23 protein-coding genes are annotated in these 23,842 nt (G+C 60.7%); 9 read left to right on the forward strand and 14 right to left on the reverse strand.

All coding sequences use genetic code 11. The features are described 5' to 3' along the window. Positions 1-108: 108 nt before the first annotated feature. The 5 genes from CIB54_RS03225 to puuE form a co-directional block, all read right to left on the reverse strand. Positions 109-1,392 (reverse strand): urate hydroxylase PuuD, encoded by a 1,284-nt coding sequence (locus CIB54_RS03225; protein ID WP_101218559.1) that lies wholly within the window; start codon positions 1,390-1,392, stop codon positions 109-111. A 51-nt stretch (positions 1,393-1,443) separates the two neighbouring features. Further along, the gene (locus tag CIB54_RS03230) at positions 1,444-1,947 is read right to left on the reverse strand and encodes an ureidoglycolate lyase (RefSeq protein ID WP_065950263.1); all 504 of its coding nucleotides are present in this window, start codon (positions 1,945-1,947) and stop codon (positions 1,444-1,446) included. 124 nt (positions 1,948-2,071) lie between these two features. Then, the gene (gene alc / locus CIB54_RS03235; RefSeq protein ID WP_065950262.1) at positions 2,072-3,067 is read right to left on the reverse strand and encodes an allantoicase; all 996 of its coding nucleotides are present in this window, start codon (positions 3,065-3,067) and stop codon (positions 2,072-2,074) included. Between the two features lie 41 nt (positions 3,068-3,108). Next, on the reverse strand, positions 3,109-3,624 hold the full coding sequence (gene uraD, locus CIB54_RS03240; RefSeq protein ID WP_065950261.1) for a 2-oxo-4-hydroxy-4-carboxy-5-ureidoimidazoline decarboxylase: 516 nt from the start codon (positions 3,622-3,624) through the stop codon (positions 3,109-3,111). Continuing rightward, a complete protein-coding gene (gene puuE, locus CIB54_RS03245; protein ID WP_065950260.1) occupies positions 3,621-4,547 on the reverse strand; it encodes an allantoinase PuuE in 927 nt (308 codons plus the stop codon). Before puuE ends, uraD begins: the two co-directional genes overlap by 4 nt. A 439-nt stretch (positions 4,548-4,986) precedes the next feature. Between puuE and uraH the strand changes: the two genes are divergently transcribed. After that, on the forward strand, positions 4,987-5,340 hold the full coding sequence (uraH, locus tag CIB54_RS03255) for a hydroxyisourate hydrolase (RefSeq protein ID WP_065950259.1): 354 nt from the start codon (positions 4,987-4,989) through the stop codon (positions 5,338-5,340). Positions 5,341-5,484: 144 nt separating this feature from the next. After that, positions 5,485-10,653 carry a dermonecrotic toxin domain-containing protein gene (locus CIB54_RS03260; protein WP_232790519.1) on the forward strand — a complete coding sequence of 1,723 codons (5,169 nt, stop codon included), beginning with the start codon at positions 5,485-5,487 and terminating at the stop codon, positions 10,651-10,653. Here the strand turns inward: CIB54_RS03260 and CIB54_RS03265 are convergent. Next, a complete protein-coding gene (locus CIB54_RS03265; protein WP_065950258.1) occupies positions 10,634-11,269 on the reverse strand; it encodes a LysE family translocator in 636 nt (211 codons plus the stop codon). The two genes, CIB54_RS03260 and CIB54_RS03265, sit on opposite strands and share 20 nt — an antisense overlap. Before the next feature lie 131 nt (positions 11,270-11,400). After that, positions 11,401-12,747, reverse strand: coding sequence for an NCS2 family permease (locus CIB54_RS03270; protein WP_101218561.1), 1,347 nt, complete (start codon positions 12,745-12,747; stop codon positions 11,401-11,403). Positions 12,748-13,055: 308 nt separating this feature from the next. Between CIB54_RS03270 and CIB54_RS03275 the strand changes: the two genes are divergently transcribed. Further along, the gene (locus CIB54_RS03275) at positions 13,056-13,658 is read left to right on the forward strand and encodes a glutathione S-transferase family protein (RefSeq protein WP_101218563.1); all 603 of its coding nucleotides are present in this window, start codon (positions 13,056-13,058) and stop codon (positions 13,656-13,658) included. A gap of 164 nt (positions 13,659-13,822) precedes the next feature. Here CIB54_RS03275 and CIB54_RS03280 read toward each other — a convergent pair whose 3' ends face one another. Beyond that, positions 13,823-14,719 carry a LysR family transcriptional regulator gene (locus CIB54_RS03280; RefSeq protein ID WP_101218657.1) on the reverse strand — a complete coding sequence of 299 codons (897 nt, stop codon included), beginning with the start codon at positions 14,717-14,719 and terminating at the stop codon, positions 13,823-13,825. Positions 14,720-14,844: 125 nt separating this feature from the next. On the opposite strand from CIB54_RS03280, the gene CIB54_RS03285 reads away from it, so the two are divergent. Genes CIB54_RS03285 through CIB54_RS03295 form a run of 3 tightly spaced genes read left to right on the forward strand, consistent with a single transcriptional unit; the run spans position 14,845 to position 17,795 of the window. Beyond that, the gene (locus tag CIB54_RS03285) at positions 14,845-16,137 is read left to right on the forward strand and encodes a CitMHS family transporter (protein ID WP_101218565.1); all 1,293 of its coding nucleotides are present in this window, start codon (positions 14,845-14,847) and stop codon (positions 16,135-16,137) included. 15 nt (positions 16,138-16,152) lie between these two features. Continuing rightward, positions 16,153-17,478, forward strand: a complete 1,326-nt coding sequence (locus tag CIB54_RS03290) for an acyclic terpene utilization AtuA family protein (RefSeq protein WP_101218567.1) — start codon at positions 16,153-16,155, stop codon at positions 17,476-17,478. After that, positions 17,475-17,795: an AtuA-related protein gene (locus tag CIB54_RS03295; RefSeq protein ID WP_101218569.1), complete on the forward strand. Its 321-nt coding sequence runs from the start codon at positions 17,475-17,477 to the stop codon at positions 17,793-17,795. The genes CIB54_RS03290 and CIB54_RS03295 overlap by 4 nt, the downstream gene beginning before the upstream one ends. Before the next feature lie 48 nt (positions 17,796-17,843). Here CIB54_RS03295 and CIB54_RS03300 read toward each other — a convergent pair whose 3' ends face one another. After that, complete coding sequence (locus CIB54_RS03300) at positions 17,844-18,215, reverse strand: glutathione S-transferase N-terminal domain-containing protein (RefSeq protein WP_065950252.1); 372 nt, start codon at positions 18,213-18,215, stop codon at positions 17,844-17,846. Positions 18,216-18,316: 101 nt separating this feature from the next. Continuing rightward, positions 18,317-18,862, reverse strand: coding sequence for a GTP cyclohydrolase I FolE (folE, locus tag CIB54_RS03305; RefSeq protein ID WP_057721411.1), 546 nt, complete (start codon positions 18,860-18,862; stop codon positions 18,317-18,319). Positions 18,863-19,173: 311 nt separating this feature from the next. On the opposite strand from folE, the gene CIB54_RS03310 reads away from it, so the two are divergent. Both CIB54_RS03310 and CIB54_RS03315 read left to right on the forward strand, forming a co-directional pair. Then, positions 19,174-19,776, forward strand: coding sequence for a zeta toxin family protein (locus CIB54_RS03310; protein ID WP_232790520.1), 603 nt, complete (start codon positions 19,174-19,176; stop codon positions 19,774-19,776). Continuing rightward, positions 19,773-19,961, forward strand: a complete 189-nt coding sequence (locus CIB54_RS03315) for a hypothetical protein (protein ID WP_101218571.1) — start codon at positions 19,773-19,775, stop codon at positions 19,959-19,961. Before CIB54_RS03310 ends, CIB54_RS03315 begins: the two co-directional genes overlap by 4 nt. Positions 19,962-20,013: 52 nt before the next feature. On the opposite strand, the gene CIB54_RS03320 is transcribed toward CIB54_RS03315, so the two are convergent. From CIB54_RS03320 to CIB54_RS03330, 3 genes are all read right to left on the reverse strand, one after another. Beyond that, entirely contained in the window at positions 20,014-20,571 is a 558-nt protein-coding gene (locus CIB54_RS03320) for a Smr/MutS family protein (RefSeq protein WP_065950250.1), read from the reverse strand. A 75-nt stretch (positions 20,572-20,646) separates the two neighbouring features. Beyond that, the gene (locus tag CIB54_RS03325) at positions 20,647-20,967 is read right to left on the reverse strand and encodes a hypothetical protein (protein WP_065950249.1); all 321 of its coding nucleotides are present in this window, start codon (positions 20,965-20,967) and stop codon (positions 20,647-20,649) included. A 142-nt stretch (positions 20,968-21,109) separates the two neighbouring features. Continuing rightward, on the reverse strand, positions 21,110-21,700 hold the full coding sequence (locus CIB54_RS03330) for a cysteine hydrolase family protein (protein ID WP_101218573.1): 591 nt from the start codon (positions 21,698-21,700) through the stop codon (positions 21,110-21,112). A gap of 239 nt (positions 21,701-21,939) precedes the next feature. Here CIB54_RS03330 and prmB point away from each other — a divergent pair, with 239 nt between their 5' ends. Then, positions 21,940-22,848, forward strand: a complete 909-nt coding sequence (gene prmB, locus CIB54_RS03335) for a 50S ribosomal protein L3 N(5)-glutamine methyltransferase (protein WP_101218575.1) — start codon at positions 21,940-21,942, stop codon at positions 22,846-22,848. Between the two features lie 118 nt (positions 22,849-22,966). Here prmB and CIB54_RS03340 read toward each other — a convergent pair whose 3' ends face one another. Continuing rightward, positions 22,967-23,770: a hypothetical protein gene (locus CIB54_RS03340; protein WP_065950246.1), complete on the reverse strand. Its 804-nt coding sequence runs from the start codon at positions 23,768-23,770 to the stop codon at positions 22,967-22,969. Positions 23,771-23,842 lie beyond the last annotated feature (72 nt).

Raw genomic sequence — 23,842 nt, forward strand, 5'->3', positions numbered from 1 at the left:
TGTGGGAGGGGGCTTGCCCCCGATGGCGGTTGATCAGTTACAGGTGTGCTGCCTGGCACACTGCAATCGGGGGCAAGCCCCCTCCCACATTGGATCTCTGTGAATCAGTCAGTTGGTGCGGGCTCCTTGATTGATCCAGGTGCCGATCAAATCCCGCTCTTGCTGGGTCATCTGAGTGATGTTGCCCAACGGCATGATCTGGCTGGCCACGGCCTGCGCTTGAATCCGCGCCGCCTGCTGCTGGATCTGTGCCGGTGTGTCGAACATCACCCCAGCCGGTGCCGTGCTGAACAACGGGCTGGTGGGTTTGGCCGAGTGGCACACCGTGCAGCGTTGTTCGATCACGTGGTGCACCTGGCCGAAGTCGGTGCCGGCCTGGGCCGGTGCCGGTTCAGCGGCCGGTGCGGCGGGCGCAGCCGGTTTCAAGCCACCGCCCAGGGCGGTTTCCGGCAACGGCTGGTACTCGATCGCCGCAGGTGCCTTGGCCACTTCCGGCGCCGGCTTGGGTCCGGTCACATAGGCCAGGCTGATCATCGCCAGCGCGCCCACCGGCAAGGTCCAGGCATACTTCTGGCTGTTATGCCGGGTGTTGAAGTAGTGCCGCACCAACACCGCCGCCACGGCGATCCCGGCCAGGATCAGCCAGTTGTACTGGCTGCCGTAGGTGCTCGGGAAGTGGTTGCTGATCATGATGAACAGCACCGGCAAGGTGAAGTAGTTGTTGTGCCGTGAGCGCAGCAAGCCTTTGGCCGGCAGTGCCGGGTCGGGCGTGCGGTTCTCGGCAATGGCCGCCACCAGTGCGCGCTGGGCGGGCATGATGATGCGGAACACGTTGCCGACCATGATCGTACCGATCACCGCACCCACATGCAGGTAGGCGCCACGGCCGCTGAACACCTTGCTGAAGCCATAGGCCGCCGCGATCAGCAGCACGAACAGGATCAGGCCGAGCAGGGCAGGGCGCTTGCCCAGGGCCGAGTCGCAGAGAAAGGAATAGATGAACCAGCCGGCGAACAGTGAGCCGATGCCGAGCAATACGCCTTCGGTGCCGCTGAGGCTGCTGCCGGGGGCCAGCAGGTACAAGGTCGGGTTCCAGTAGAACACCACGCACAGCAGCGCGACGCCCGACATCCAGGTGAAATAGGCTTCCCATTTGAACCAGTGCAGGTTGTCCGGCATGGTCGGCGGGGCCAGTTTGTACTTTTCCAGGTGGTAGATACCGCCACCGTGGATTGCCCACAAGTCGCCGGCCAGGCCGCTTTTGGGGTTGACGCGATTGAGGTTGTTTTCCAGCCAGACGAAGTAGAACGAAGCGCCGATCCAGGCGACGCCAGTGATCATGTGAACCCAGCGCACGCTCAGGTTCAGCCATTCCAACAGATGTGCTTCCACAGTCTTTACCTCTCGCCTGTCACCCTTGTTGTCGGGTGATCCGGCCTTCTCTTATTGGTGGGGGGCGAGGATCAAACGCTCATCCTCTTGGAAAAAATGCTCATCGCAGTTATTGCCTGTGCCACTGCGATCAACCACCAGGAAGTCATCCCGCTTTTCGATCGTCAGCACCGGATGGTGCCAGACGCCGCGATGGTAATTGATGCCCTGCCTGCCGTTGGTGACGAAGGCGCGGACCAAGCCTGATACAGGTGCATCGCCAAGGGGCGCGACCACGATCAGAAAGGGGTTGCCGAGCAGCGGAATGAAGGCCTGGCTGCCCAGCGGGTGTCGTTCCAGCATGCACACGGTCAGCGGCATGTCCTGCGCGTCGGCGCGGAAGATGCTGATGATGGCGTGGTCTTCGGGCTGTGCCGTTTCGACCGTGGCCAGTTTGTGAAAGCGCATGGTCGACCCATTGTTGATCATGAAGTGATCGCTGCCATCGGTTTCGATAACGTCTCCGAAGGGGGCGAAGGCTTCTTTGGTCAGGGGTTCGATCATCAGTGTGCGCATGGCTGTCTTCTTATCCGGATGCTGTGTTGTCGGGTCTATTGCTATCGGGGGCAAGCCCCTCCCACAGTTGATGTGTGAATACATTCAAGTGTGGGAGCTGGCTTGCCTGCGATGGGGTCACCGCTTATCTGGCTACCTTGCCCAATACTCGCAGGCGGCTCACACCGCCATCCGGGAACACGTTCAGGCGGATATGGGTAATCGGCCCCAGCGCCTTGATCTGCTCGGCAAACGTGTGTTCAGCGTGCATTTCCAGCTTCTGCGCCGGCAGCAGTTCGCGCCAGAACAGCGATTGGGTCTCGATCTGGCTGTCGGTGCCGCCTTTGACGAACGCGCCCTGGATCGAGCAAGTGTCCGGGTAGTTGCCCTTGAAGTGCAGGGTGTCGACGATGATCTGTTCGATCTCGCCCGGATGGCCCAGCGCGACGATCACCCAGTCATTGCCTGGCGTACGCCGACGCGCGGTTTCCCAGCCGTCGCCCATGTTGATGCCGCGGCCCGGGTTGAGGATGTTGCTCATGCGGCCGAAGTGTTCATCGGAGCAGGCCAGGGCACGACCGCCATTGAGCGCGGCGGCCAGGTCGACCTGTTCGTTGTCGCCCACCGCGGACCAGTCACGGAACGGCACGCCGTACACACGCAGACGCGCCACGCCGCCATCCGGGTAGATGTTGAAGCGCAGGTGGCTGAAGGCCTGGTCGTTGTTGATCTCGTGGTAGTGATGGCTGTTGCCTTGCAGCTCGACGGCCGACAGCACGTCCACCCACTGGGTATTGGCGTCAGGCTCGCCCGAGGCCAGGAAGCAGGCTTCCAGGGAAGCCGACGGCGGATAGTTGCCGGTGAAGAATGAAGTGTCGATGTCCACGCCTTTGATCGAACCCGGCACGCCCAGGCGGATCACCGCGCTGTCGTAGCCTTCGAAGCGCTTGCGGCGCGACTCCCAGCCGTCCATCCACTTGCCGTTGTCATCGAAAACGCCCTCCTTCCACACCGCCGGGGTCGGCTGGAACAGGCGGTTGGCGTCGGCGAACCAGTCATCGGTCACCGAGATGATTTTGGTGCCCAGGCGGGCGTCGGCGAGGTTGACGAACTTCTCGAAAGGTACGGGTTGCGCTTTCATTCTTCTTGTCTGCCTTGGATAGAGTGGCTGGGGATGGTCGTTTAGAGGGTCAATAAACGGAACAACGCGATCTTGTTGATCTCGTCCAGTGCGCACTTGAACTCAGCGTCTGCAGAGTTGTGAATGCGCGTTTCGAACGCGGCGAGGATCTGGTGCCGGTTGCTGCCTTTTACCGCCATGATGAAGGGAAACTTGAACTTGGCCTTGTAGGCCTCGTTCAGCTCGGTGAAGCGCGAGAACTCTTCGGCCGTGCATTGGTGAATCCCCGCGCCAGCCTGTTCATCGGTGCTGGCTTGGGTCAGTTGGCCCTGGACGGCCGCACGGCCGGCCAGGTCCGGGTGAGCGTTGATCAGCGCCAACTGGCGGGTGTGATCAGCGCTCAACAGGATATCGCTCATGCGCTGGTGCAGGGTTTCGATCTGGTCGATCGACGCGTCCTGGCCCAGGTCGTAAGCCTGTTCGGCTACCCATGGCGAGTGTTCGTAGATATCGGCGAAGGCGGCGACAAACGCATCGCGGCTCAAGGTCGAGGGTTTGACGGTGTTGAACGCAGTCATTTCGCCGCTCCCGTGCAGGGGTGGGTTTCGTGCCAGTGACGGGCGATGTCGACGCGGCGAGTGAACCACACTTGTTCATGGCTCTTGGCGTACTCGATAAAGCGCTTGAGCGAAGCCAGGCGCGCCGGGCGACCGATCAGGCGGCAATGCAGGCCGATGGACAACATCTTCGGCGCCTCGGCGCCTTCGGCGTACAGCACGTCGAAGGCATCCTTGAGGTATTCGAAAAAGTCATCGCCCTTGTTGAAACCCTGCACCTGGGTGAAGCGCATATCGTTGGTGTCCAGGGTATAAGGGATGACCAGGTGCGGCTTGCCCGTGGGGGTGTTGGGTTCCCAGTAGGGCAGGTCGTCGTCGTAGGTGTCGCAGTCGTACAGGAAGCCGCCTTCCTCCATCACCAGGCGCCGGGTGTTGGGGCCGGTGCGCCCGGTGTACCAGCCCAGCGGGCGCTCGCCGGTCAGTTCGGTGAGGATGCGGATCGCTTCGAGCATGTGCTCGCGCTCCTGGGCCTCGTCCATGTACTGGTAGTCGATCCAGCGGTAGCCGTGGCTGCAGATCTCGTGGCCGGCGGCAACCATGGCGCGGATCACATCCGGATGGCGCTGGGCGGCCATGGCCACGGCGAAGATGGTCAGCGGAATATCGAATTCCTTGAACAGCTTGAGGATGCGCCACACCCCGGCACGGCTGCCGTATTCGTACAGCGACTCCATGCTCATGTTGCGCGCGCCTTGCAGCGGCTGGGCCGAGACCATTTCCGAGAGAAACGCTTCGGACTCTTTGTCGCCGTGCAGGATATTGCGCTCGCCGCCTTCTTCGTAATTGAGTACGAACGACAGCGCGATGCGTGCCTTGCCCGGCCAATGGGGGTGAGGAGGGTTACTGCCGTAACCGATCAGGTCGCGTGGGTAGTCAGCGCTCACTGCAGTCTTCCTTCTTGTGCGTGGTAGCAGATGTGTGTGGCGGCCGGGCAGTGGAAAGACTGGGTGGCGTCACAGCGATGAGTGATTGTATACAACTTATCGCAAACTTTGTAAGCCTGCATTTCTGCATTTTTTCTGAAGGGTCTCCGTGTCCGTCCTTGCAAGAAACTTGCCTGACTGGTCAGCTAAAGGCGAAAAACTCCACTGCAGGAGCGAGCTTGCTCGCGAAAAACCTGAGGGCACCATTTTCATCTCGAAAGCCCGCGTTATCGTTGAAGTTTTTCGCGAGCCAGCTCGCTCCTACAGTAGATGAGAATCTCGTCGAATTTATTGTGTACAATTTCAATGAAAAGTGTCTTAATCAGCCGTCGCCGGCTTTTTCGCTTCCCTGAAAGAGTGCGGGTTGTCTTTCTACTGACTTCGGGAGGCGCATGACGCCATGGGACGTTTGACCACACACGTTTTGGACGCCGCGCACGGCTGCCCCGGCAGCGCGATCAAGATCGAGCTTTACCGCGTCGAAGGCGCGCAGCTTGAACTCGTCGCCACCGCGTTGACCAACGGCGACGGCCGCTGCGATGCGCCCCTGTTGCAAGGCGACGACTACCGCAGCGGTGTCTACCAGTTGCAATTCAATGCCGGTGATTATTACCGCGCCCGCGGTGTGCAGCTGCCCGAACCGGCTTTTCTGGATGTGGTGGTATTACGCTTCGGCATCAGCGCCGAGCAAGAGCATTACCATGTACCCCTGTTGATTTCGCCTTACAGCTACTCCACTTATCGCGGTAGCTGAGCCGTCACCTCGCTTCACCCCCCAATGCTCTTCGTTGGTTTCGCCCGCGCACACTGCGGGCTTTTTTTCGACCGTCAACTATGTAACCCCAGCGGTTCGCTCCAACTGCCTAGTCTTTTTTTTTCAGAAAAAATGGACGTAGACATGGGATCCGAACCCTTGGTGGCGGCTGACGCTCAGCCACACAGCACCCTTCTGCTCGAACACCTCGACGCTAGCGTCAAATCCAGCCGCCAGCTCAACGAGCTTTATCTGGCTCATGCACGGTGTGCACACCAGACGCATTTGCTGCAACAAATGCAGGTGCGCGCGCCACGTATCAGTCGCCTGATCCGCCAGACCTTGCGCGACACCTTTGAAATGGACCCCGATTCCTTGTTGCTCAATGTGCCCTTGACCCCTGACGAGACGCACTGGCGTCGCAGCCTGACCGACACGGTAATGCGCTTGCTGGCCGAGCGCGCGTGTGTCCGCGAGGGCAAGCTGAGTGAGCAGGCGTGTCAGTCCGGGCAACTGGCCGACGCGGCCTTGAGTCGGGTGCTGCAGGTGGACCTGTTGGCGCGCATCGAGTCTGCGGCGCCGGCGTTCTGGCAAGTGCTGGCGGAAGATCGATTGGCGACGCGCGAGGCGTACTGGTGTGAGTCGTACCACGGGTTGATCGGCGATCAAGCGCTGCTGGCTCATGGCCTCAACCAGTTATCCGAGGATGGATTAGCGATGGTCATGACGATGGTCGAGGCGCCTGCCGCCGAGCACCGCGCGCGGGCGGGCGGCCTGCGCGCCGACCTGCGGGTGGCGCAGGTGGTGTGCCCGGGCAAGTCGGGCGCCACCATTCCCTTCTGTGGCGCGCTGCATCTGTACTACGAAGCGGATCCTGATCACCCCCGACAGGTGCTGTTCCTGCCGGGCCTGGAGCCGTTGTTTCATGAGTTCGAAACGCACCAGGCCTGGCAGAGCGGTTTCCCTGAGCGGGTGGCGGCGCAGACACATGCATTATGGCCGTTGCTGGCAGTGCGCAGGCGCCATGAGTTACCCGATTTCACCGCATCCACAGCGTTGCCCATGGCGCAAGGGCAGTTGGGCCCGCTGATCGAAGGCCATGCGCTGGAGCATAGCGCCAGGGCGCTCTTGCACGTGCAGTGGGACAACGAGATGGCAACCTTGCTGGATATCAACAGTGCTTATCTGTTTCCTGGCGATGCGATCAAAGGCGCCTACATGCAACCGCTCGAGCGTCTACTGCAGGTGGAACAGGGGCGCAGGCTGTTGAGCATGCCGGCGGGTTTGAACTCGGCGCTGGCGCAATTGCTGAGCCGCGACCAGCACGAGCGTTCTTTGCAAATCAGCTTTGCCAGCCTGTCCCACAGTCTGCCATTGCGGATTCGGGAGCAGAAACAGCAGCAGTATGAACGGGCACTGACACGTTTGCTCGATGACGATAAGCCGAGCGAGGAAACAGCGGACTATAAAGCGGTCGCTGCCTTGCACAAGCATTGGCTGGAGCAACGTCAGCATTGCTCGAGCTTGCTCGATGGCCATGAGCATCGCTTGGATGACGAGTCGTTTTGGGTGGGCCCTGCCAGCGGCGTGCCGAGCCGGCAGGAGCGTCTGCTGGCGGCGCGTGGTGCGGCCTTGATCCACGAGGCGCAGTTGATGCACCGGCTTGGGTTCATTGACGAACACTGGCTGGTGCGGGTCAGGGCGGTGGTCGAGACACCGTTGCAAGCGCGCGGCCTCGGTGTGGGTAGAGTGATGTCTGTGACCCTGGGCGGGGGAGCGCAGCCAGCCTTCCGATTGCTGGGCGTGTTCGTGGTGGCGGGTGCTTCGGGCCATGCCAATCGTGCGGTGTTGTTGTACATGCCGGGGCTGGAGGGTGGGTTGCAACGCTTCAAATCCCTGGCGGTGCTGACGCAGCGCTTGCAGGCCAGTTTCATGGCGCGCGAACCGAACCCGCTGTGGCTGTGCATCGGGCGTGCCGAGCGCAATGCTGCGCGCAGGTGGGTGCGCAACCTGCCAGCGAGCGAGGCGGTCACCCTGTGCTTCGCGGATATCGATGGCGATGTGCTGTTGGCCGGTTTAAGGGAGCAAGTCAAGGGCTTCGCTGACGCACGCCAGAAAATCGTGGCGGGCGAGCGGGTGTTTACCGAGGTCGGCGACGCCACGTTGGCAAAGACGCTCTTGGCGGCCGAGGTTGCCCAAAGCCTGCAGATACCGGCTCACGATGCCAGGGAGGTAGCCCTGAACAACCTGCAAATGGTCATGGCCGGGGCCGCGCTGGCAACCAGAATGCCGGCCTGGTACAGCCAGGCGCCGGTGTCGAGCAGCAGGCGGCACGCGCGGTTGGTCAATCGCCAGCAACGCAGTGCGCTGAACCTGCAGCGCGAGCTGGTGGGTGCCCTGGGGAGCGTGGAGCAATTCGCCCGTCCATTGCTGATCCAGCAGTTGACCCTGGATGGGCTCTATCCTGCATTGGATATCGATCAGCCGTTGTTCGACATTCCCGATGATGTGAGCAGTGTATGGGTCGGCCATCCGGAGCGTCGTCCCGGTGAGGCGGGGCCCAAAGCCGTGGTCAGCAAAGAGCGCACGACCTACAGCTTTTTGCAGCTCGCGCTGACTAACCTCGACCCCGAAGCGCCCTGGACCGCCTGGCGCCTGAAAAGCATGCGGTATCTGGTCCCGGCCTGGAAGGAGCGTTTGGGCGTGGACTATTTGATCAAGACCATTGCCAGCCTGGATATTGGTGGTCAGTACGATCAAAAAATCCTCAGCGTTTGCTACGGCGAGGACGATATCGCGGATGCCGCGACGCACGCGCCGCTTCGCCATGAATTGTTGCGCCGGCCGGTACGACGCCAGACGAAAATAGACCTGATCGATGCCCAACAGCTCACGCTGAGCGAGCAAGGGCAACAGCTGTTCAAGCGCGCAACAGCGATACAGACGGGCGCACCCTCACCACTGCGCCTGTATTTTCTCAGGATCGAGGCGTTGACGGTGCCCTGGGCACGTCATATTGCCGGGATGGTGGTGATCCAGGATCCCCAGGTGCAGCGCTGTCTTTTTTACTGGCCTGCTGCAACGAGTTTCCCGGCGCTCTCGGAGCACGACAGCCTCGATGCTCTGCGTGAGGTGCTGATGAAGCATTGGCAGGCGCAGGAAAACATGGCCGAGCTTGCGAAATACGTTGCCCCCGGCTCGGAGACGCAAGCGCTCGCCGGTTATCCGGGCGTAATCACACCCGTGACAACCCCCGCAACGCTCTGGCGCAGTATGTTGGAGCAACTGCGAATGTTTGTCCTGGGGGTTACCGAGCCCAAGGAGTTATTCATTGCCCGGCATCTGTATCGCTGGTTTAAAAGCAAGCGAGTGTTTCCGGCCACTTCACTCAGTGAGATCGAGCTGGAGATCCGTGAACAGCAGGAGGTGATGCCTGCGCGATGGTTGGGTATCACCGAAACGGACGCACGCGACATGCTCGCAGCGCTGGCCCATGCCCAGGTGCTGAAGGTGCAGCGCCAGGGGCGTGCCGAATCCAACTCCCAGGCTTCGCTGGAGGTTTATCGTCTCTGGCGACTGGGTGAGCAAAAGGCTCGAACGATCAAAGGGCTGCTGTCCATGATCCCCTTCGTGTCCATAGGCGTGCTGCTGCATGAAGTCTTGTTGGCCGCGCGACGCCTTTATCACGGCGCAGGCGACGGCGTTGACCTGGCGATTGCGATTCATCAGCTTGTGCTGGATGTGGCCCTGACATTCGCACCGTTCAAGATCGGCCCCGCCGCTAAACCGCTGAAGCCGGTCACCGTAAGGCCGATTAGATTGGCCCTCACTCAGTTGCATCGACGCCAGCATATTTATAGCCCGCTGTCGTTGCGGCCGCCTTCCTCCCCCATGACCTTCAAGGGCCTGGAACCCTACAAACTCTCGGGGCTGGCCAGTGATGCGATTGAATTGAAAGGACCGGTCAGCAGAGGCTCGCGCGTTAAAAACGGCGAACAATTCGTCATCGACGCCGAGGGGGGACGTTATGGCGTGTATCAGCGCGATGGCGAACGGCAACTGCGCTTCAGGAACACGCGAACACCCGGGGACAACGAACTGATTCTGAACATCGAGGAGCCGCGCCAGTGGCTGTTGGGGGCCGACGCACCCGAGCCGCAACCGGGGCCCAGCTCGATAGCCACGCCATTATGGCAGCACACACTGCCCCCCTCGAAGGTCCCGGTCAGTTGGGCGCCGCCGCCCGTTGCGTCGACGGAGCAATTGGTCAGGCGCCCGCATAATCTGACAAGCGCCTGGCGAGACTGGGGGCAACCGCAGGGTTCGCGCAAGGCCGTGGAAATTGCGCCGTACCGCAAAGTGTTTACGATCGAGGAGGTCAGCCAGCCGAGCCTCAAGGTGGGCGAGCGGTATTATGAAATCCTGCCCAGTGGGTCCCAGCTCCATGCCGACGTGGTTTTTCTCAAGCCGCCAGGATCGCTGATCGACAGTATTGACAGCATCAGTATGCGGCTTGGGGACGCTACCGCGCCGCAACCCGTGCTGTTCACCTATGGCGAGGACCTGCGCTGGACCGCCAGGCAGTCGCTGTTCAACCGGCCGTTGGCTGCCTCGATCAGCGCGCGGTTTCCGGACCTGACGCCGGCCAGCGCCAGGTATGCGGCGCGCAGGCTGGTTGAATTGGCTGATCCTGGTCAACCCGCACTGACGAGCACCCGGTTGTTAAGCATCCGCGCAGCCCTGGACGAGTGGACGCCCCAAGTACCGGGGCAAACGGCTCGAACCGATGACTTGATAAGCATGTTGCAGCCTATGCGGCCGCGCATGCAGTTCAGTCTGTATGTGGGCGTAGACGGGCAGGTTGGCAGTTTTGAGCGCATGGATTTCACCCTGCCGTCGACGTTTGACCGTTCCCTGTTCGTCAAAGCCAAAGGCCAGAAGGAGGTAACCCACAGACGGGTGACCGCCAGCCTCGACGAGGTGACCCGGATACTGCAGCAACAAGGGTTTGTTGTAGAACGTTTGAAACTTGTCTATGCGCCTCGGTATCCCCATCTTTTAGCGACACATCCAGCCTCCAACAAGCTCTATTACATCGTGCCCAAATGGCTGGACGGAAAAAGCATGGCGATGAAAGTGGGCGCCAGGCGACTGCTTTCCGATGACTGGTTCCTGAATAAAAGCCGGGTGTACCCGGCGCTCTATCGACAGTTCAGCGAGGCCTTGAACGAGGGGAGGTTGGTCAAGCTGATCGCGGGCGTGCAAAACGTTAAAACGCCCACGATCTACTTCATCAGGCCAGCGGAGCTTTGATCAATGATGCAATCCCGGCACCGCCGAACAGCGCGGCGCTGATGCGGTTGAACCAGCTCTGGCCCGAACCGCTGCGCAAATACCGTGCGGCGCCATGGGCGCCCGCGCCATAGGCCAGTTTGCACAGCAGGTCGAGCACCGTCCACGTGGCAATCATGGTCAGCAATTGCGGCAGGAACGGTTGCTGGCTGCTGAGAAATTGCGGCAGGAAGGCGGCGAAAAACAGGATGTCCTTGGGGTTGCTCGCACCCAGTACAAAGGCACGCCCAAACAAGGCGCGAAAGCGCGGCACGGCTGGCGTCTGCGGCACGTGTGCACCCTGGGCCGGCAGGCGCGATTGCTGCCAGCTCTGCCACGCAAGGTAGAACAGGTACAGCGCACCTACGATCTTCAATGCGCTGAACACTTGCTCGGACGCCAGCAGCAGTGCGCCCAGGCCCAGGGCCGAAGCGCTCAGCAGGCAGATCGAGGCGAACACCCCGCCCAGGAATGCCGGGTACGAGCGGCGCAGGCCGTAGTTGAGGCTGTTGCTGATCATCAGCAGGGACAGCGGGCCCGGGATCAGGATCACCACCAGCGCGGCGCCGCTGAACAGCAGCCAGGTTTCGATCGTCATGTTGTTAGCTCCAGTTGTCGGCGGCAAGCGGTAAGCGGCAAGCTTCAAGCCGCAAGCTTCAAGCTTCAAGCTTCAAGCTGCAAGTTATAGCTTGTAGCTTGCAGCTTGCAGCTGAAAACTTGCCGCTGCTTTTACAAAAACACAAACTTGGCAATAAAGATCGCGCACAGCACCCACAGGCTCACGGAAATCTCGCGGTACTTGCCGGTGCCGGCCTTGAGCGCCACGTAGGTGATGAAGCCCAGGGCAATACCGTCCGCGACCGAAAACGTCAGCGGCATCATGATCGCGGTGACGATCGCCGGAATGCTGTCGGTGGCTTCATCCCAGTTGATATGCGCCATGCTCGCCATCATCAACATTGCCACGTAGATCAACGCCCCGGCAGTGGCGTAGGCGGGAATCATGCCGGCCAGCGGCGCGAAGAACATCGCCGCCACAAACAGCACGCCTACCGTTACAGCGGTCAGCCCGGTACGGCCACCGGCTGCAACGCCGGCGGCACTTTCCACGTAGCTGGTCACTGGCGGCACGCCGACCATGGCACCGAATACACTGGAAGCACTGTCGGCCTTCAGCGCGCGGGACAGGTTGTCGATCTTGCCGTCGGCGTTCACCAGGCCTGCACGTTGCGCAACGCCCATCAGTGTACCCGCCGTGTCGAACATGTGTACAAAAAGAAAAGCGAATACCACGCTGATCATGCTCACATTGAACACACCCATCACGTCCATCGCCATCCAGGTCGGCGCCAGGCTCGGTGGGGTGGAGAGAATGCCGTTGTACTGCACCAGGCCCAGGCCCCAGCCCGCCAGCGTCACGGCGATGATGCTGATGAGGATCGCGCCGAACACGCGGTGATAGCTGAGAATGGCGATCAGCAGGAAACACACCGCCGCCAGCAACGGCGCGGGTTCGTGCAGGGAGCCAAGCTTGATCAGGGTCGCCGGGCTGTCGACGATGATCCCGGCGGTTTTCAGACCAATCACGCCGAGGAACAGGCCTACCCCGGCGCCCATGGCGTGGCGCAGGCTCACGGGAATACTGTTGAGCAGCCATTCGCGGATGCGCGACAGGGTCAGGGTCATGAACAGCACGCCGGAGATAAATACCGCGCCGAGGGCGGTCTCCCAGTTGTAGCCCATGGTGCCCACCACGGTGTAGGTGAAAAACGCGTTCAGGCCCATGCCCGGCGCCAGGCCCACCGGCCAGTTGGCGTACAGGCCCATCAACAGGCAGCCCAGCGCGGCGGCGATGCAGGTGGCGACGAACGCCGCACCGTGGTCGATGCCCGCATCGGCCATGATGTTGGGGTTGACGAAGATGATGTAGGCCATGGTGATGAAGGTGGTAAGGCCGGCGATCAGCTCGGTCTTCACTGTGGTGCCATGCAAGCGCAGTTTGAACAGGCGTTCGAGCCAGCCGTGCTGCGGCGGGCTGAGATCCAGGGTTGGGGCTTCGGTTTTGCGGCTATCCACAGCGAGTACTCCTCAATCGTTTTATTGTTATTTCCAGCGCCGATCACATGAGTGGGCGACAGCGCTTTGAGGTGCTGGCGGGTTTTGTTGACTGATAGGTCAGGAACTCGCACGAAGCGAATTATGCTTTTGTATACAAATAAAGCAAATAATGTTTTCGATTATTGGCGCGGAAAGGGATGAAAGGCCATCTTCACAGCGGGCGAGCGGATTTATTCTGTGCGATGTCTTGAAACAAACCGTCGATACCCGCACTTTGTGGGCGCAAGCGTTCGTTCAGGGCGCGTCAAGCGGCATAAGGGGAGCCCATGTACAAGGTTTATGGCGATTACAAATCGGGCAACTGCTACAAGATCAAATTGATGCTCAACCTGTTGGGTATTGCGTATCAATGGATCGATATCGATATTCTCAAGGGCGACACCCAGACCCCTGAGTTTCTGGCCAAGAACCCCAACGGCAAGATCCCGGTGCTGGAGCTGGAAGACGGTACCTGCCTGTGGGAGTCCAACGCGATTCTCAACTTCCTCGCCGATGGCAGCGACTTCTTGCCGAGCGAACCGCGTTTGCGCACACAAGTGTTGCAGTGGCAGTTCTTCGAGCAATACAGCCACGAGCCGTATATTGCCGTGGCGCGGTTCATTCAGTTCTACCTGAACATGCCGCAGGATCGTCTTGAGGAATACAAGACGACCCACAAGGGCGGCTACAAGGCGTTGCGGGTGATGGAGCGCCAGCTGCAAGCCACGCCGTATCTGGTGGGCGAGCACTATTCGATTGCCGATATCGCGTTGTATGCCTATACCCATGTGGCCCATGAAGGCGGGTTTGACCTGGCGCAGTATCCGGCGGTGCAGGCGTGGTTGAAGCGGGTGGCCAGCCATCCTCGGCATGTCCCGATGCTGGACTGATCATGCAATTAAAAGGCGCGGGCAAGCCCTGATGTAGGAGCGAGCTTGCTCGCGAAAAACTCACAGGCACCGCGTTCATTCAGGAAGCACGCGTTATCGTTGACGTTTTTCGCGAGCAAGCTCGCTCCTACAGAGGGTGGTGTTCGCCAAGCCCTCTCCGACCTTTAGCTCAATGGTGAGTCAGCTAATTTTTTATTCAGCAGGTCAAAGCAGCGCTGCGCTGCCGGGCTCAATGCCATCCCACTGCGACTGATCAACCCGATCTCCCGGTTCACGCCGGGATGATTGATGTTGATCCGCTTCAACCCCTCCAGGCTGTCCGCCGCCGATTCCGGCAGCACACTGATGCCCAACCCTTGGCGCACCAATGCCAATACTGTCGACATATAGTTGGCTTCCATGCCCGCGTTCAGTGTGAGCCGTGTCTGGTCAAACAGCGCGTCCACTTGCTCGCGCACGCTGCTGTCGCGTCCGGTGAGGATGATCGGTTGGTCTGCCAGTTGCTCCAGGGTCAGTGATCGATAGCGCGTCAGCCCATGGTTCAGCGGCACAAACGCGCACAACCGATCGTTCAACACCGGCACGAAGTCCAGGCCATGACTCAGGCGCGCGCGCACGCCGATGCCGAAATCCACGTCGCCGGAACGCACCTGGGCATGTATGCGATGGGCCACCAGGTCATGCAGGCGCACTTCAATCCCGGCGAAGCGCTCGCGAAACAGGCGCAACACCGGCGGCAGGCTGCCGGCGCACACCGAGGGCAGGGCGGCGATGGTGACCACACCCCGGCGCAGGGCGGCCAGGTCGCGCGAGCCGGTGACGATGTTGTCCAGGTCCAGCAGCAATTTTTCCATGGGACCACGCGCCGCCTGGCCGGCGGCGGTGATGCTCACATGGCGCGGGCTGCGGTCGAGCAGCGCGACGCCGAGCCAGTCTTCCAACTGCTGGACTTGCACGGTGAGGGCTGAGGGAGACAGGTGCAGCTCGTTGGCGGCCTTGGTGAAACTGCCGGTGCGCGCAACGGCGAGGAAGGCCTGGATGTGCTGAATGCTGTTTTTCATAAGGGCCGCTTCGTTTTGTTTTTCCGAACATACCATGCCGAATATTCCAATTTACAAAGACTGACCCGCTTCCAATACTCCAGGGAAAACAATAACCGGCCACCAAGGCCGCTCTGGAGTACCCCATGCTCGCAACCCTGGGTGTCATTACCATCCTCTGCCTGCTTGCCGCCGTCATGAGCAAGCGCCTCTCGCCCCTGGTGGCCCTGATTGCCTTGCCGATCATCGCCGCGCTGATCGGTGGGTTCGGCCTGCAAACCAGTGGGTTCATCATCACTGGCATCAAAAACGTCGCCCCGGTAGTGGGCATGTTTGTGTTTGCGATCCTGTTCTTCGGGATCATGACCGACGCCGGCATGCTCGACCCGATCATCGATCGCATCCTGCGCACGGTCGGCACGCGTCCTACACGGATTGTCGTCGGCACCGCGACCCTGGCGCTGCTGGTGCACCTGGACGGTTCCGGCGCGGTGACCTTTCTGGTAACGGTGCCGGCGATGTTGCCGTTGTACACCCGGCTGGGCATCGACAAGCGCATCCTGGCCTGCGTCTGTGCGATGGCCGCCGGGGTCAACTTCCTGCCGTGGACCGGGCCGGTGCTGCGCTCGTCCGCGGCCTTGCATGTGCCGGTGGCCGACCTGTTCCAGCCACTGATCCCGGTGCAGATTGTCGGGCTGATCTTCGTGTTCGCCTGCGCCTGGTGGCTGGGCCATCGGGAAGAAAAACGCCTGGGCCTGGGCGTCGGTTCCCGCGTGGACGCGCTGCCGCAACGGGTGCTCAGTGACGACGATATCAAGCTGCGCCGTCCACGGCTGTTCTGGGTCAACCTGGTGCTCACCGTGCTGGTGATGGTGGTGATGATCGCCGGATGGGTCGACCCGGTGGTGATGTTCATGCTCGGCACCGTCGTCGCGCTGTGCATCAACTACCCCAATGTCGAGGCCCAGCGCGCGCGTATCGACGCCCATGCGAAAACGGCCCTGACCATGGCCAGTATCCTGCTCGCCGCTGGGGTGTTTACCGGGATCATGCAAGGCACCGGCATGCTCAAGGCGATTGCCGAAGTGGCGGTGGCGCAGATTCCGGCCGGCCACGGCAAGCTGATTCCGGCTGTGGTGGGCTTTATTTCCATGCCATTGAGCATGTTGTTCGATCCCGATTCCTACTATTTCGGCGTGATGCCGGTGATCGCCGAAGTCGGCAAGGCGCTGGGCGTCGACCCGCTGCAAGTGGCACAGGCCTCGTTGCTGGGCGTGCACACCACCGGCTTCCCGGTCAGCCCGCTGACCCCCGCGACCTTCCTGCTGGTGGGCCTGTGCAAGATCGAACTGGCCGATCACCAGCGCTTCACCATTCCTTTTCTGTTTGCCGCGTCGGTGCTGATGACCCTGACCGCGCTGCTTTTGGGCGTTATCTAAGAGGAGTTATCTGAGATGAAAACCTTGCGCATCGGCGCCGGCGCCGGCTACTCCGGTGACCGTATCGAACCCGCCGTGGAACTGGCCGAACAGGGCGACCTGGATTACCTGGTGTTCGAATGCCTGGCCGAACGCACGATTGCCCTGGCGCAACAGGCGCGTATCAGCGATCCGGCAGGCGGCTACGACCCCTTGTTGAGTGAGCGCATGCACCGGGTGCTGCCCTTTGTCGGGCGTCACCCAGGTCGTCGGCGTCTGCGCGTGATCACCAATATGGGCGCGGCCAACCCGGTGTCGGCCGCCGCCGAAGTGCGGCGTATCGCCAATGAGTTGGGCGTGAACCTCAAGGTGGTGGCCGTGGTGGGCGACGACGTGTTGCAGGCGTTGCGGCCCGAACAATTGCTGGACAACGGCCAGACCCTGGGCGCACTGGGTGAACGGCTGGTTTCGGCGAATGCCTACCTGGGCGTGGAGGGCATCCTTGAGGCCTTGCGCGCTGACGCCGATGTAGTGATTACGGGGCGTGTGGCCGACCCGTCACTGTTTCTCGCGCCGCAGATGTTTGAATTCGGCTGGGCCGCCGATGATTGGCTGCGCCTGGGCCGGGGCACTCTGGTCGGGCATTTGCTCGAGTGTGCGGGGCAGGTCAGCGGTGGTTATTTCGCCGACCCAGGCTGCAAGGACGTGGATGACCTGGCACGCCTGGGCTTTCCGTTGGCCGAGGTCGACGCCGACGGCAATGCCTTGATTACCAAAGTGGCGGGCTCCGGGGGGCAGGTCAGCCGCGCCACCTGCAGCGAACAATTGATCTACGAAGTGCACGACCCGGCGGCCTATTTGACCCCGGATGTCACGGCCGATTTTTCACGGGTGGGCTTTGTCGAGGAGGGCATTGACCGGGTGCGTGCCCAGGGGGCCGACGGTCGTGCCCGGCCTGAGCAGCTGAAGGTCAGCGTCGGTTATCTGGATGGCTGGATTGGCGAAGGACAGATGTCCTACGGCGGTCCAGGCGCTGTCGCGCGGGCGCAATTGGCGCGGAAGGTGGTGCTCAAGCGTCTGGAACTGACCGGCGTGAAGATGCAGGACGTGCGCGCCGAGTTGATCGGCATGGACTCATTGCATGGTCCGCGCAGCACTGTCGAGCCCTGGGAGGTGCGCCTGCGCGTCGCTGCTCGTTGTGCGGATCGCGGCGACGCCGTGCGCGTCGGCAATGAAGTGGAAACCCTCTACACCAACGGCCCGGCCGGCGGTGGTGGAGCGAGCAAGAGCGTGCGCCAGGTGGTGGCGGTGGCGTCGTTGCTGCTGCCCCGAGGCGACGTCAAACCGAGGATTGAAGGATGAAACTGCACACGCTGGCCCATTGCCGCACCGGGGACAAGGGCGACACGTCGAACATCTCGATCATTGCCTATCGCGCCGAAGACTATCCGTGGCTGTGCCAGCAGCTTACGGTGGCGCGTGTTACCGAGTTCTTCGCCGATTTGCTGGAACCAGGCGCTGCGCCGGTCCGGCGTTACGAGTTGCCCAATGTACAGGCGCTGAATTTTGTGTTGCCGGGCATCCTGCGCGGCGGCGTGACCCGCTCAACGGCGCTGGATGCCCATGGCAAATGTCTTGGGTCGGCGTTGCTGGACCTGGAGTTGCCAACACCGAACTGAATGTGGGAGGGGGCAAGCCCCCTCCCACAATGGATCTGCGCAGGTCTGTCAGATCGCGGCGAAGCGCTTGTCCAGGTAATCAATGATCACCTTGGAGTCATACATCCAGGTGGTCTGGCCGTTCTCTTCGATGCGCAGGCACGGCACCTTGATCTTGCCGCCTTGCTCCAGCAGGGTCTGGCGATCCTGCGCGTTGTTTTTCGCATCCTTGAGCGCGACCGGCACATTCAGGCGATGCAGGGTGCGCCGGGTCTTCACGCAGAACGGGCAGGCATGGAACTGATACAAGGTCAGGTCTTTGGCCGCTGCGTTCACCTGCGCCTGTTGTTCAGCGGGGCGCTGCTTTTTGCGCGGGCGGGTCAGGAAGTCGCCGGCGATGATGATCTGGCCGAGGCCGACTCGAAGTGCTTTGACGAACATGGCTGAAAGCCTCTTGCCCATGGAGAAGGGGTCGCAGCTTACCTGAATTTTGCGGGCGAAAAAAAACCGGCGATGAACGCCGGTTTTTCCTACACAGCCACTTACTTGATCAGGCTGAGAAATTCGCTGCGGGTGGCCGCGTTGTCACGGAACTCACCGAGCATCACCGACGTGATCATCGACGAATTCTGTTTTTCCACACCGCGCATCATCATGCACATGTGCTTGGCCTCGATTACCACCGCCACGCCGAGGGCGCCGGTCACTTCCAGCACCGCATCAGCGATCTGGCGGCTGAGGTTTTCCTGGATCTGCAGGCGACGCGCATACATGTCGACAATCCGCGCGACCTTCGACAGGCCCAGCACTTTGCCGCTCGGGATGTACGCCACGTGAGCCTTGCCGATAAACGGCAGCAGGTGGTGTTCGCACAGCGAGTACAACTCGATGTCCTTGACCAGCACCATTTCGCTGTTGTCGGAGCTGAACAAGGCGCCATTGGTGACTTCTTCGAGCGTCTGTTCATAACCGCGGCAGAGGTACTGCATTGCCTTGGCGGCACGCTTTGGCGTGTCGAGCAGACCCTCGCGGGAGACGTCCTCGCCGAGTTGGCCGAGAATCGCGGTGTAGTTTTGTTCCAATGTCACAGGACTGTTTCCGTATGGGTTTCAGAGCGGTACGGTGTATGCCTGTACCAATATGAAGCGTTGTTACCGCGCCGATATCGCAGTGTGCGCTGGTGATTGGCGCACATAGTAGCGTAGGTATGGCGACAGGTGTATTCCCGGACGAAGCCGATGTTAAAGTCGGCCTCCAGTGAGGAGTATGTGATGACGCCACGGGAACGAAGTATTGCTGAGCGTGCCGTTGGCTTCGCCAAGGCGAATCGGACACAAATTGCCAGGGATTTGGCCTGCTTGACTCGCTATCCCGGTGAAGAATATCCCGTCTCGGTTTTATGGCGGGTTCTCCTGGCGCCGGTAAGACTGAGGTCTCGAAGTCCTTTGTCAATTTGATGGAGGCGCATGGGGCCAAAACGCTTCGTATCGACCCTGACGACTTCAGGGATTATTTTCCTGAGTATAACGGTGCGAATTCGAGCCTGTTTCAGCGCGGCGTAACCGTCATGGTGGAGCGGGCCATCGACCTCGTTTATCAGCAGCGACAGTCATTTCTTCTGGATGGGACTCTCGCGAATCTCGACGTTGCGCGAAAAAACATCCAGCGTGCGCTCGGCAAGAAAAACCGGTCAGTTCAAATCATGTATGTGTATCAAAAGCCGGAACTGGCATGGGAATTCGTGCTTGCACGGGAGGCCATTGAAGGCAGAAATATCCCTTGCGTGGAATTTGTTCGCCAGTTCTATGCATCCAAGGCGACGGTGTGCCAATTGAAGCGCGAGCTTCTGGGGAACATCCAGGTCGATGTGATTCTCAAGGATACTGACGGGACCGATGCAGAGGTTGGTATTGACCTGTCAACCGACGAAATTGACGAACTGGTCAGGCAGCCCTACCATCCTGAACAACTTGAGCAAATGTTGGCCGGAGTAGCCCCATGAAAGGCGAAATTACGGAAACACTGGAAAAATACCCTTCTACAACCATGTCCGACTTTTTCCGAAGCTGTTCGGTGGAGGAAAAGCGTGCGGTCTATCGAAGCGCAGCCAATACTGCAATCACGATGCAAAAAGCCGTGATTTCACTGGCAAAAGAGAAGAAGGCTAAAGAGTTCGCCGGCGAATAAAGCCCGGATTTTCTGATTGAAAGCCCAGCCTGAGTGCTGGGCTTTTTGTCTGTTACTCGTCGCGCCCCTCCATCATGGTGCGCTTGAGCATCACATACACCGCGCCGGCCCCGCCGTGGCGAGCCTGGCAGGAGGTAAAACCGAGCACCTGGGTGTGCTGGCGCAGCCAGGTGTTGACGTGGCTCTTGATCATCGGCCGCTTGCCGTCCAGCCGCACGGCCTTGCCGTGGGTGACGCGCACGCAGCGGATTTCGAACCTGGTGGCTTCGGCGAGGAAGGCCCACAGGGTTTCCCGGGCCTTCTCCACGGTCATGCCGTGCAGGTCGAGGCTGCCCTCGAACGGGATCTGGCCGGCCTTGAGCTTGCGCATCTGGCTTTCCTGCACCCCGTCGCGCGCCCACATCAACTCATCTTCGGGGCCGACATCGATCACGAACTGATCCGACAAACCATCCACGGTGGTGGCATCGGTGCGCACGGTCGCGGCTTGGCGCAGCTTGGCGATTTGCGCCCGATCAGCCTTGGGTTTGCCGGTGTCGGCGCGGTCGTGCTTGATCGGCTTGACGCCGCGCAGCTCGTTCTTGAACAGGGAAAAATCGTCGTCTTGCATGGCAGCCTCCGCGCAGGGCGGGCAGTTTACCTAAATCGCGGCGGCTGCGGCGTGGCAAATACTATCCAAGCGCCATTAGTCGTGCTTTTTCATCAGGTGCGAGGCGATATTCAACGACAACGGCTGGCGCATTTTCCGACGGCTGCTGCGCCATAGCCATACACCCAACCACAGCACCAACAGGCCGATCCCCAGCAGGATCGCTGAACCGCCAGGGCTGGCATTCAGTTCGCCAAGTGCCGGCGAATGCCCAAACAGACCGGCGCCACCAGCGCCAGCCAACAGCAGACCTACGATCGCCAGCAGCGCGGCAATGCCCGCCACCAGGCGCAGACGCCAATTGCTCGGGCCCTTGGGGCGCAAGCGACGAGCATCAAAACCATCGGATATCTTCATTCCGACCTTTCCTCCAGGGTATCGGCCCTTCGACCGGAAGATACACAGGTTGTTCCTGTGCCCGAGGCAAATGCGCGAAATGAGCAGGCTTTGCGGATGAGCGGGGCAATGAACAGGGGCACACCGCTCATCAGAGAGACGATCAGATCAGATCTTTGGTCAATGCCAGGGTCGCAAAGTTGTCGGCCATGATGGCCATTTCAGTTTGCTGCACATGTTCGGCACTCAGCACGCCACCTGTGTAGGGCAAGTCGCGTGTAGCGCAGGCATCTTCCACCAGGGTGCAGCGAAAGCCGAGGTTCTTGGCGGCACGTACTGTGGTGCTGACGCTTGAATGACTCATGAATCCGCAGACGATCAGGTCCAGCGAACCCAGGTCCTGCAAGTGTTTTTCCAGGCCGGTGCCGTGAAAGGCGCTGGGCAGCAGCTTGCCGATAATGGTTTCGTCGCCTTCAGGCTCGAGGCCGGGGATGAATTCGCCGCGCTCGCCTTGCGGATCGAACAGGCCGCCGACGGTGCCCAGGTGGCGCACATGCACAATCGGCCGTCCGGCGTTGCGCGCAGCGGTCACCAGTTGCTTGATGTTGCCGACCGCCGCGTCCATGCCCGAGAGGGCGAGTGGGCCGCTGAGGTATTCCTTCTGGGCGTCGATGATCACGAGGGTCGCATGGGCAAGGTTGGCAGCTGCGTAACCACGACCGCTGAGTTGAAACATCGTCTTTTGAACGGACATTCTGGGGCTCCTGTGAGGGGGGCTTTTGCGACATTGTCCACTGGCTGAGCGGTTCTGTGAATCGCTACCATCGTAAGGTACGCCGTTGCTGGCGTGCAGCCATGTCAAGAGGGTGGCTTGTTTAAGTCATTAGGGGTGATTTGGATGAAATCCGACATACGGCAGCGGTGTTTCGTACATCGTCGGTACAGATGAACGCTGTTAGAATCGCCAGTCGTTTTTTCCCAGGAGTCTGCCCCGTGATCACTTCCCGCCTGCGCACCTTGCGCGACCATATCCGTTGGGCTGTCAGCCGTTTCCATGGGGAAAACCTGTTTTTTGGCCACGGCACCGACAATGCCTGGGACGAAGCCCGGCAACTGGTGCTCGGCGCCCTGCATCTGCCGTGGGAAATTGCCGACAGCTACTTGGACTGCAATCTGGAAGAAGAGGAAATCTCCCACGTGCAGCGTTTGTTGCATCGACGTATCCATGAGCGCGTGCCCACAGCCTACTTGCTCAAGGAGGCGTGGTTCTGCGGCATGTCGTTTATTGTCGACGAGCGCGTGCTGATTCCGCGCTCACCGATTGGCGAACTGATTGAAAACCGCTTCGAACCCTGGCTGGCCCAGCCGCCGGCGCGCATTCTCGACTTGTGCACCGGCTCCGGTTGCATCGGCATCGCCTGTGCCTACGAATTCCCCGAGGCTGAAGTGGTGCTGGGCGACTTGTCCTTCGAAGCCCTTGAGGTGGCCAACCAGAACATCGAGCGCCATGGCGTCGATGAGCGCGTCTATACCGTGCAGGGCGACGGCTTTGACGGGCTGCCGGCTCAGCGCTTCGATCTGATTGTGTCCAATCCGCCGTATGTGGACGCCGAAGACTTTGCCGATATGCCGGATGAATACCAGCACGAACCGGAACTGGGTCTGGCGTGCGGTGACGACGGCTTGAATCTGGTACGGCGGATGCTGGCTGAAGCGGCGGACCACCTGACCGAGAAGGGTCTGCTGATTGTCGAAGTGGGCAACAGCCAGGTGCATGTTGAAGCGCTGTACCCGGAAGTGGATTTCGCCTGGCTGGACTTCCAGCGGGGTGGGCATGGGGTGTTCATGCTCACCGCTGAGCAGTGCCGCCAGCATCAGGCCGTCTTTGCCGCGCGCGTTTAACTCGTTCAATGTGGGAGGGGGCTTGCCCCCGATGAGGCAGTGTCAGTAAATGCATTGTTGACTGACACACCGCTATCGGGGGCAAGCCCCCTCCCACATTTGATTGCATTCCAGTCTGTTACCGGTGCGTGGCAATCCAGATCAACAGCCCCGCCTGAAACACGGTAAACGCCACCAGACAGGTGATGGTAAAGCGCAGCCCGCTGTCCTCGCGTTTGAACTTGAGGACCTTTTCCTCTTCCTTGCGCAGCTTCACCTCCTGCTCGGCCAGGTTGTGCTCGGCCTGTTGCAGCATCTGCGCAGCTTCGAGGATTTCCACGAATTGCACCTTCTCGGTGTTCCAGCTGTCCAGCACATCGCTGACTTTGCCCGGCTGTACATTGCCCTTGAGGTGTTGCACGTCGGCATAGGCCACGTCAAAACCCTGGACGCGCAGGAAGTGATCGCGGCGCAGGCGCGTGGCTTCGTTGAGCGCGTCCTTGTTGGCCAGGTCCACGCCATCGACGCGGTAGTGTGACCACTTCTTTTTGGCCCATGCGGCGGCCTGGGCCACCAGGAAGCGGCCGAGACCGCGGTTGGCCGGTTCGATTTCCAGGCTGTTGCCCGGGCCGAAGTGCACGCGATGTTTATCGTGATCCACCCAGATATCCAGCTGGTTCTGCTCACGCCGTACGCGCTGGCCGGGCAACTGGATCACCAGGCGCAACAGACTGTGATGCGAATCATGGCGCTCGGCGTAACCGAACTGCACAAACCGCAAGGGCCGCGCGCCGGTCGCACGGTCGATGGCCAACGGGGCGAGGCGCAGCATCTTGAAATGTTCGGCGTGTACGTCCGCCCATGGCAGCGCTGCTGCGGCGGCGGCCTCGGTTTCAGCCGGAATATCGGCGTTGGATTCTGGTGTTGCTTCAGTGGTTGTCATGCGGCGCGATCCTGTCCAAGCCCTGCGAGCCGACAGTCTTTTTACTGTCGACCCTGGGCTTATCGGCCGTTT

It is taken from the genome of Pseudomonas fluorescens (assembly GCF_002837185.1).
Taxonomy (GTDB): Bacteria; Pseudomonadota; Gammaproteobacteria; order Pseudomonadales; family Pseudomonadaceae; genus Aquipseudomonas; species Aquipseudomonas fluorescens_AM.

Excerpts from the sequence above, each read along its gene's own strand:
- CIB54_RS03230 (WP_065950263.1), bottom strand. The coding sequence starts at position 1,947 with ATGCGCACACTGATGATCGAACCCCTGACCAAAGAAGCCTTCGCCCCC.
- alc (WP_065950262.1), bottom strand. The coding sequence starts at position 3,067 with ATGAAAGCGCAACCCGTACCTTTCGAGAAGTTCGTCAACCTCGCCGAC.
- uraD (WP_065950261.1), bottom strand. The coding sequence starts at position 3,624 with ATGACTGCGTTCAACACCGTCAAACCCTCGACCTTGAGCCGCGATGCG.
- uraH (WP_065950259.1), top strand. The coding sequence starts at position 4,987 with ATGGGACGTTTGACCACACACGTTTTGGACGCCGCGCACGGCTGCCCC.
- CIB54_RS03260 (WP_232790519.1), top strand. The coding sequence starts at position 5,485 with ATGGGATCCGAACCCTTGGTGGCGGCTGACGCTCAGCCACACAGCACC.
- CIB54_RS03265 (WP_065950258.1), bottom strand. The coding sequence starts at position 11,269 with ATGACGATCGAAACCTGGCTGCTGTTCAGCGGCGCCGCGCTGGTGGTG.
- CIB54_RS03275 (WP_101218563.1), top strand. The coding sequence starts at position 13,056 with ATGTACAAGGTTTATGGCGATTACAAATCGGGCAACTGCTACAAGATC.
- CIB54_RS03280 (WP_101218657.1), bottom strand. The coding sequence starts at position 14,719 with ATGAAAAACAGCATTCAGCACATCCAGGCCTTCCTCGCCGTTGCGCGC.
- CIB54_RS03285 (WP_101218565.1), top strand. The coding sequence starts at position 14,845 with ATGCTCGCAACCCTGGGTGTCATTACCATCCTCTGCCTGCTTGCCGCC.
- CIB54_RS03290 (WP_101218567.1), top strand. The coding sequence starts at position 16,153 with ATGAAAACCTTGCGCATCGGCGCCGGCGCCGGCTACTCCGGTGACCGT.
- CIB54_RS03295 (WP_101218569.1), top strand. The coding sequence starts at position 17,475 with ATGAAACTGCACACGCTGGCCCATTGCCGCACCGGGGACAAGGGCGAC.
- CIB54_RS03300 (WP_065950252.1), bottom strand. The coding sequence starts at position 18,215 with ATGTTCGTCAAAGCACTTCGAGTCGGCCTCGGCCAGATCATCATCGCC.
- CIB54_RS03310 (WP_232790520.1), top strand. The coding sequence starts at position 19,174 with ATGGCGGGTTCTCCTGGCGCCGGTAAGACTGAGGTCTCGAAGTCCTTT.
- CIB54_RS03315 (WP_101218571.1), top strand. The coding sequence starts at position 19,773 with ATGAAAGGCGAAATTACGGAAACACTGGAAAAATACCCTTCTACAACC.
- CIB54_RS03320 (WP_065950250.1), bottom strand. The coding sequence starts at position 20,571 with ATGCAAGACGACGATTTTTCCCTGTTCAAGAACGAGCTGCGCGGCGTC.
- CIB54_RS03325 (WP_065950249.1), bottom strand. The coding sequence starts at position 20,967 with ATGAAGATATCCGATGGTTTTGATGCTCGTCGCTTGCGCCCCAAGGGC.
- CIB54_RS03330 (WP_101218573.1), bottom strand. The coding sequence starts at position 21,700 with ATGTCCGTTCAAAAGACGATGTTTCAACTCAGCGGTCGTGGTTACGCA.
- CIB54_RS03340 (WP_065950246.1), bottom strand. The coding sequence starts at position 23,770 with ATGACAACCACTGAAGCAACACCAGAATCCAACGCCGATATTCCGGCT.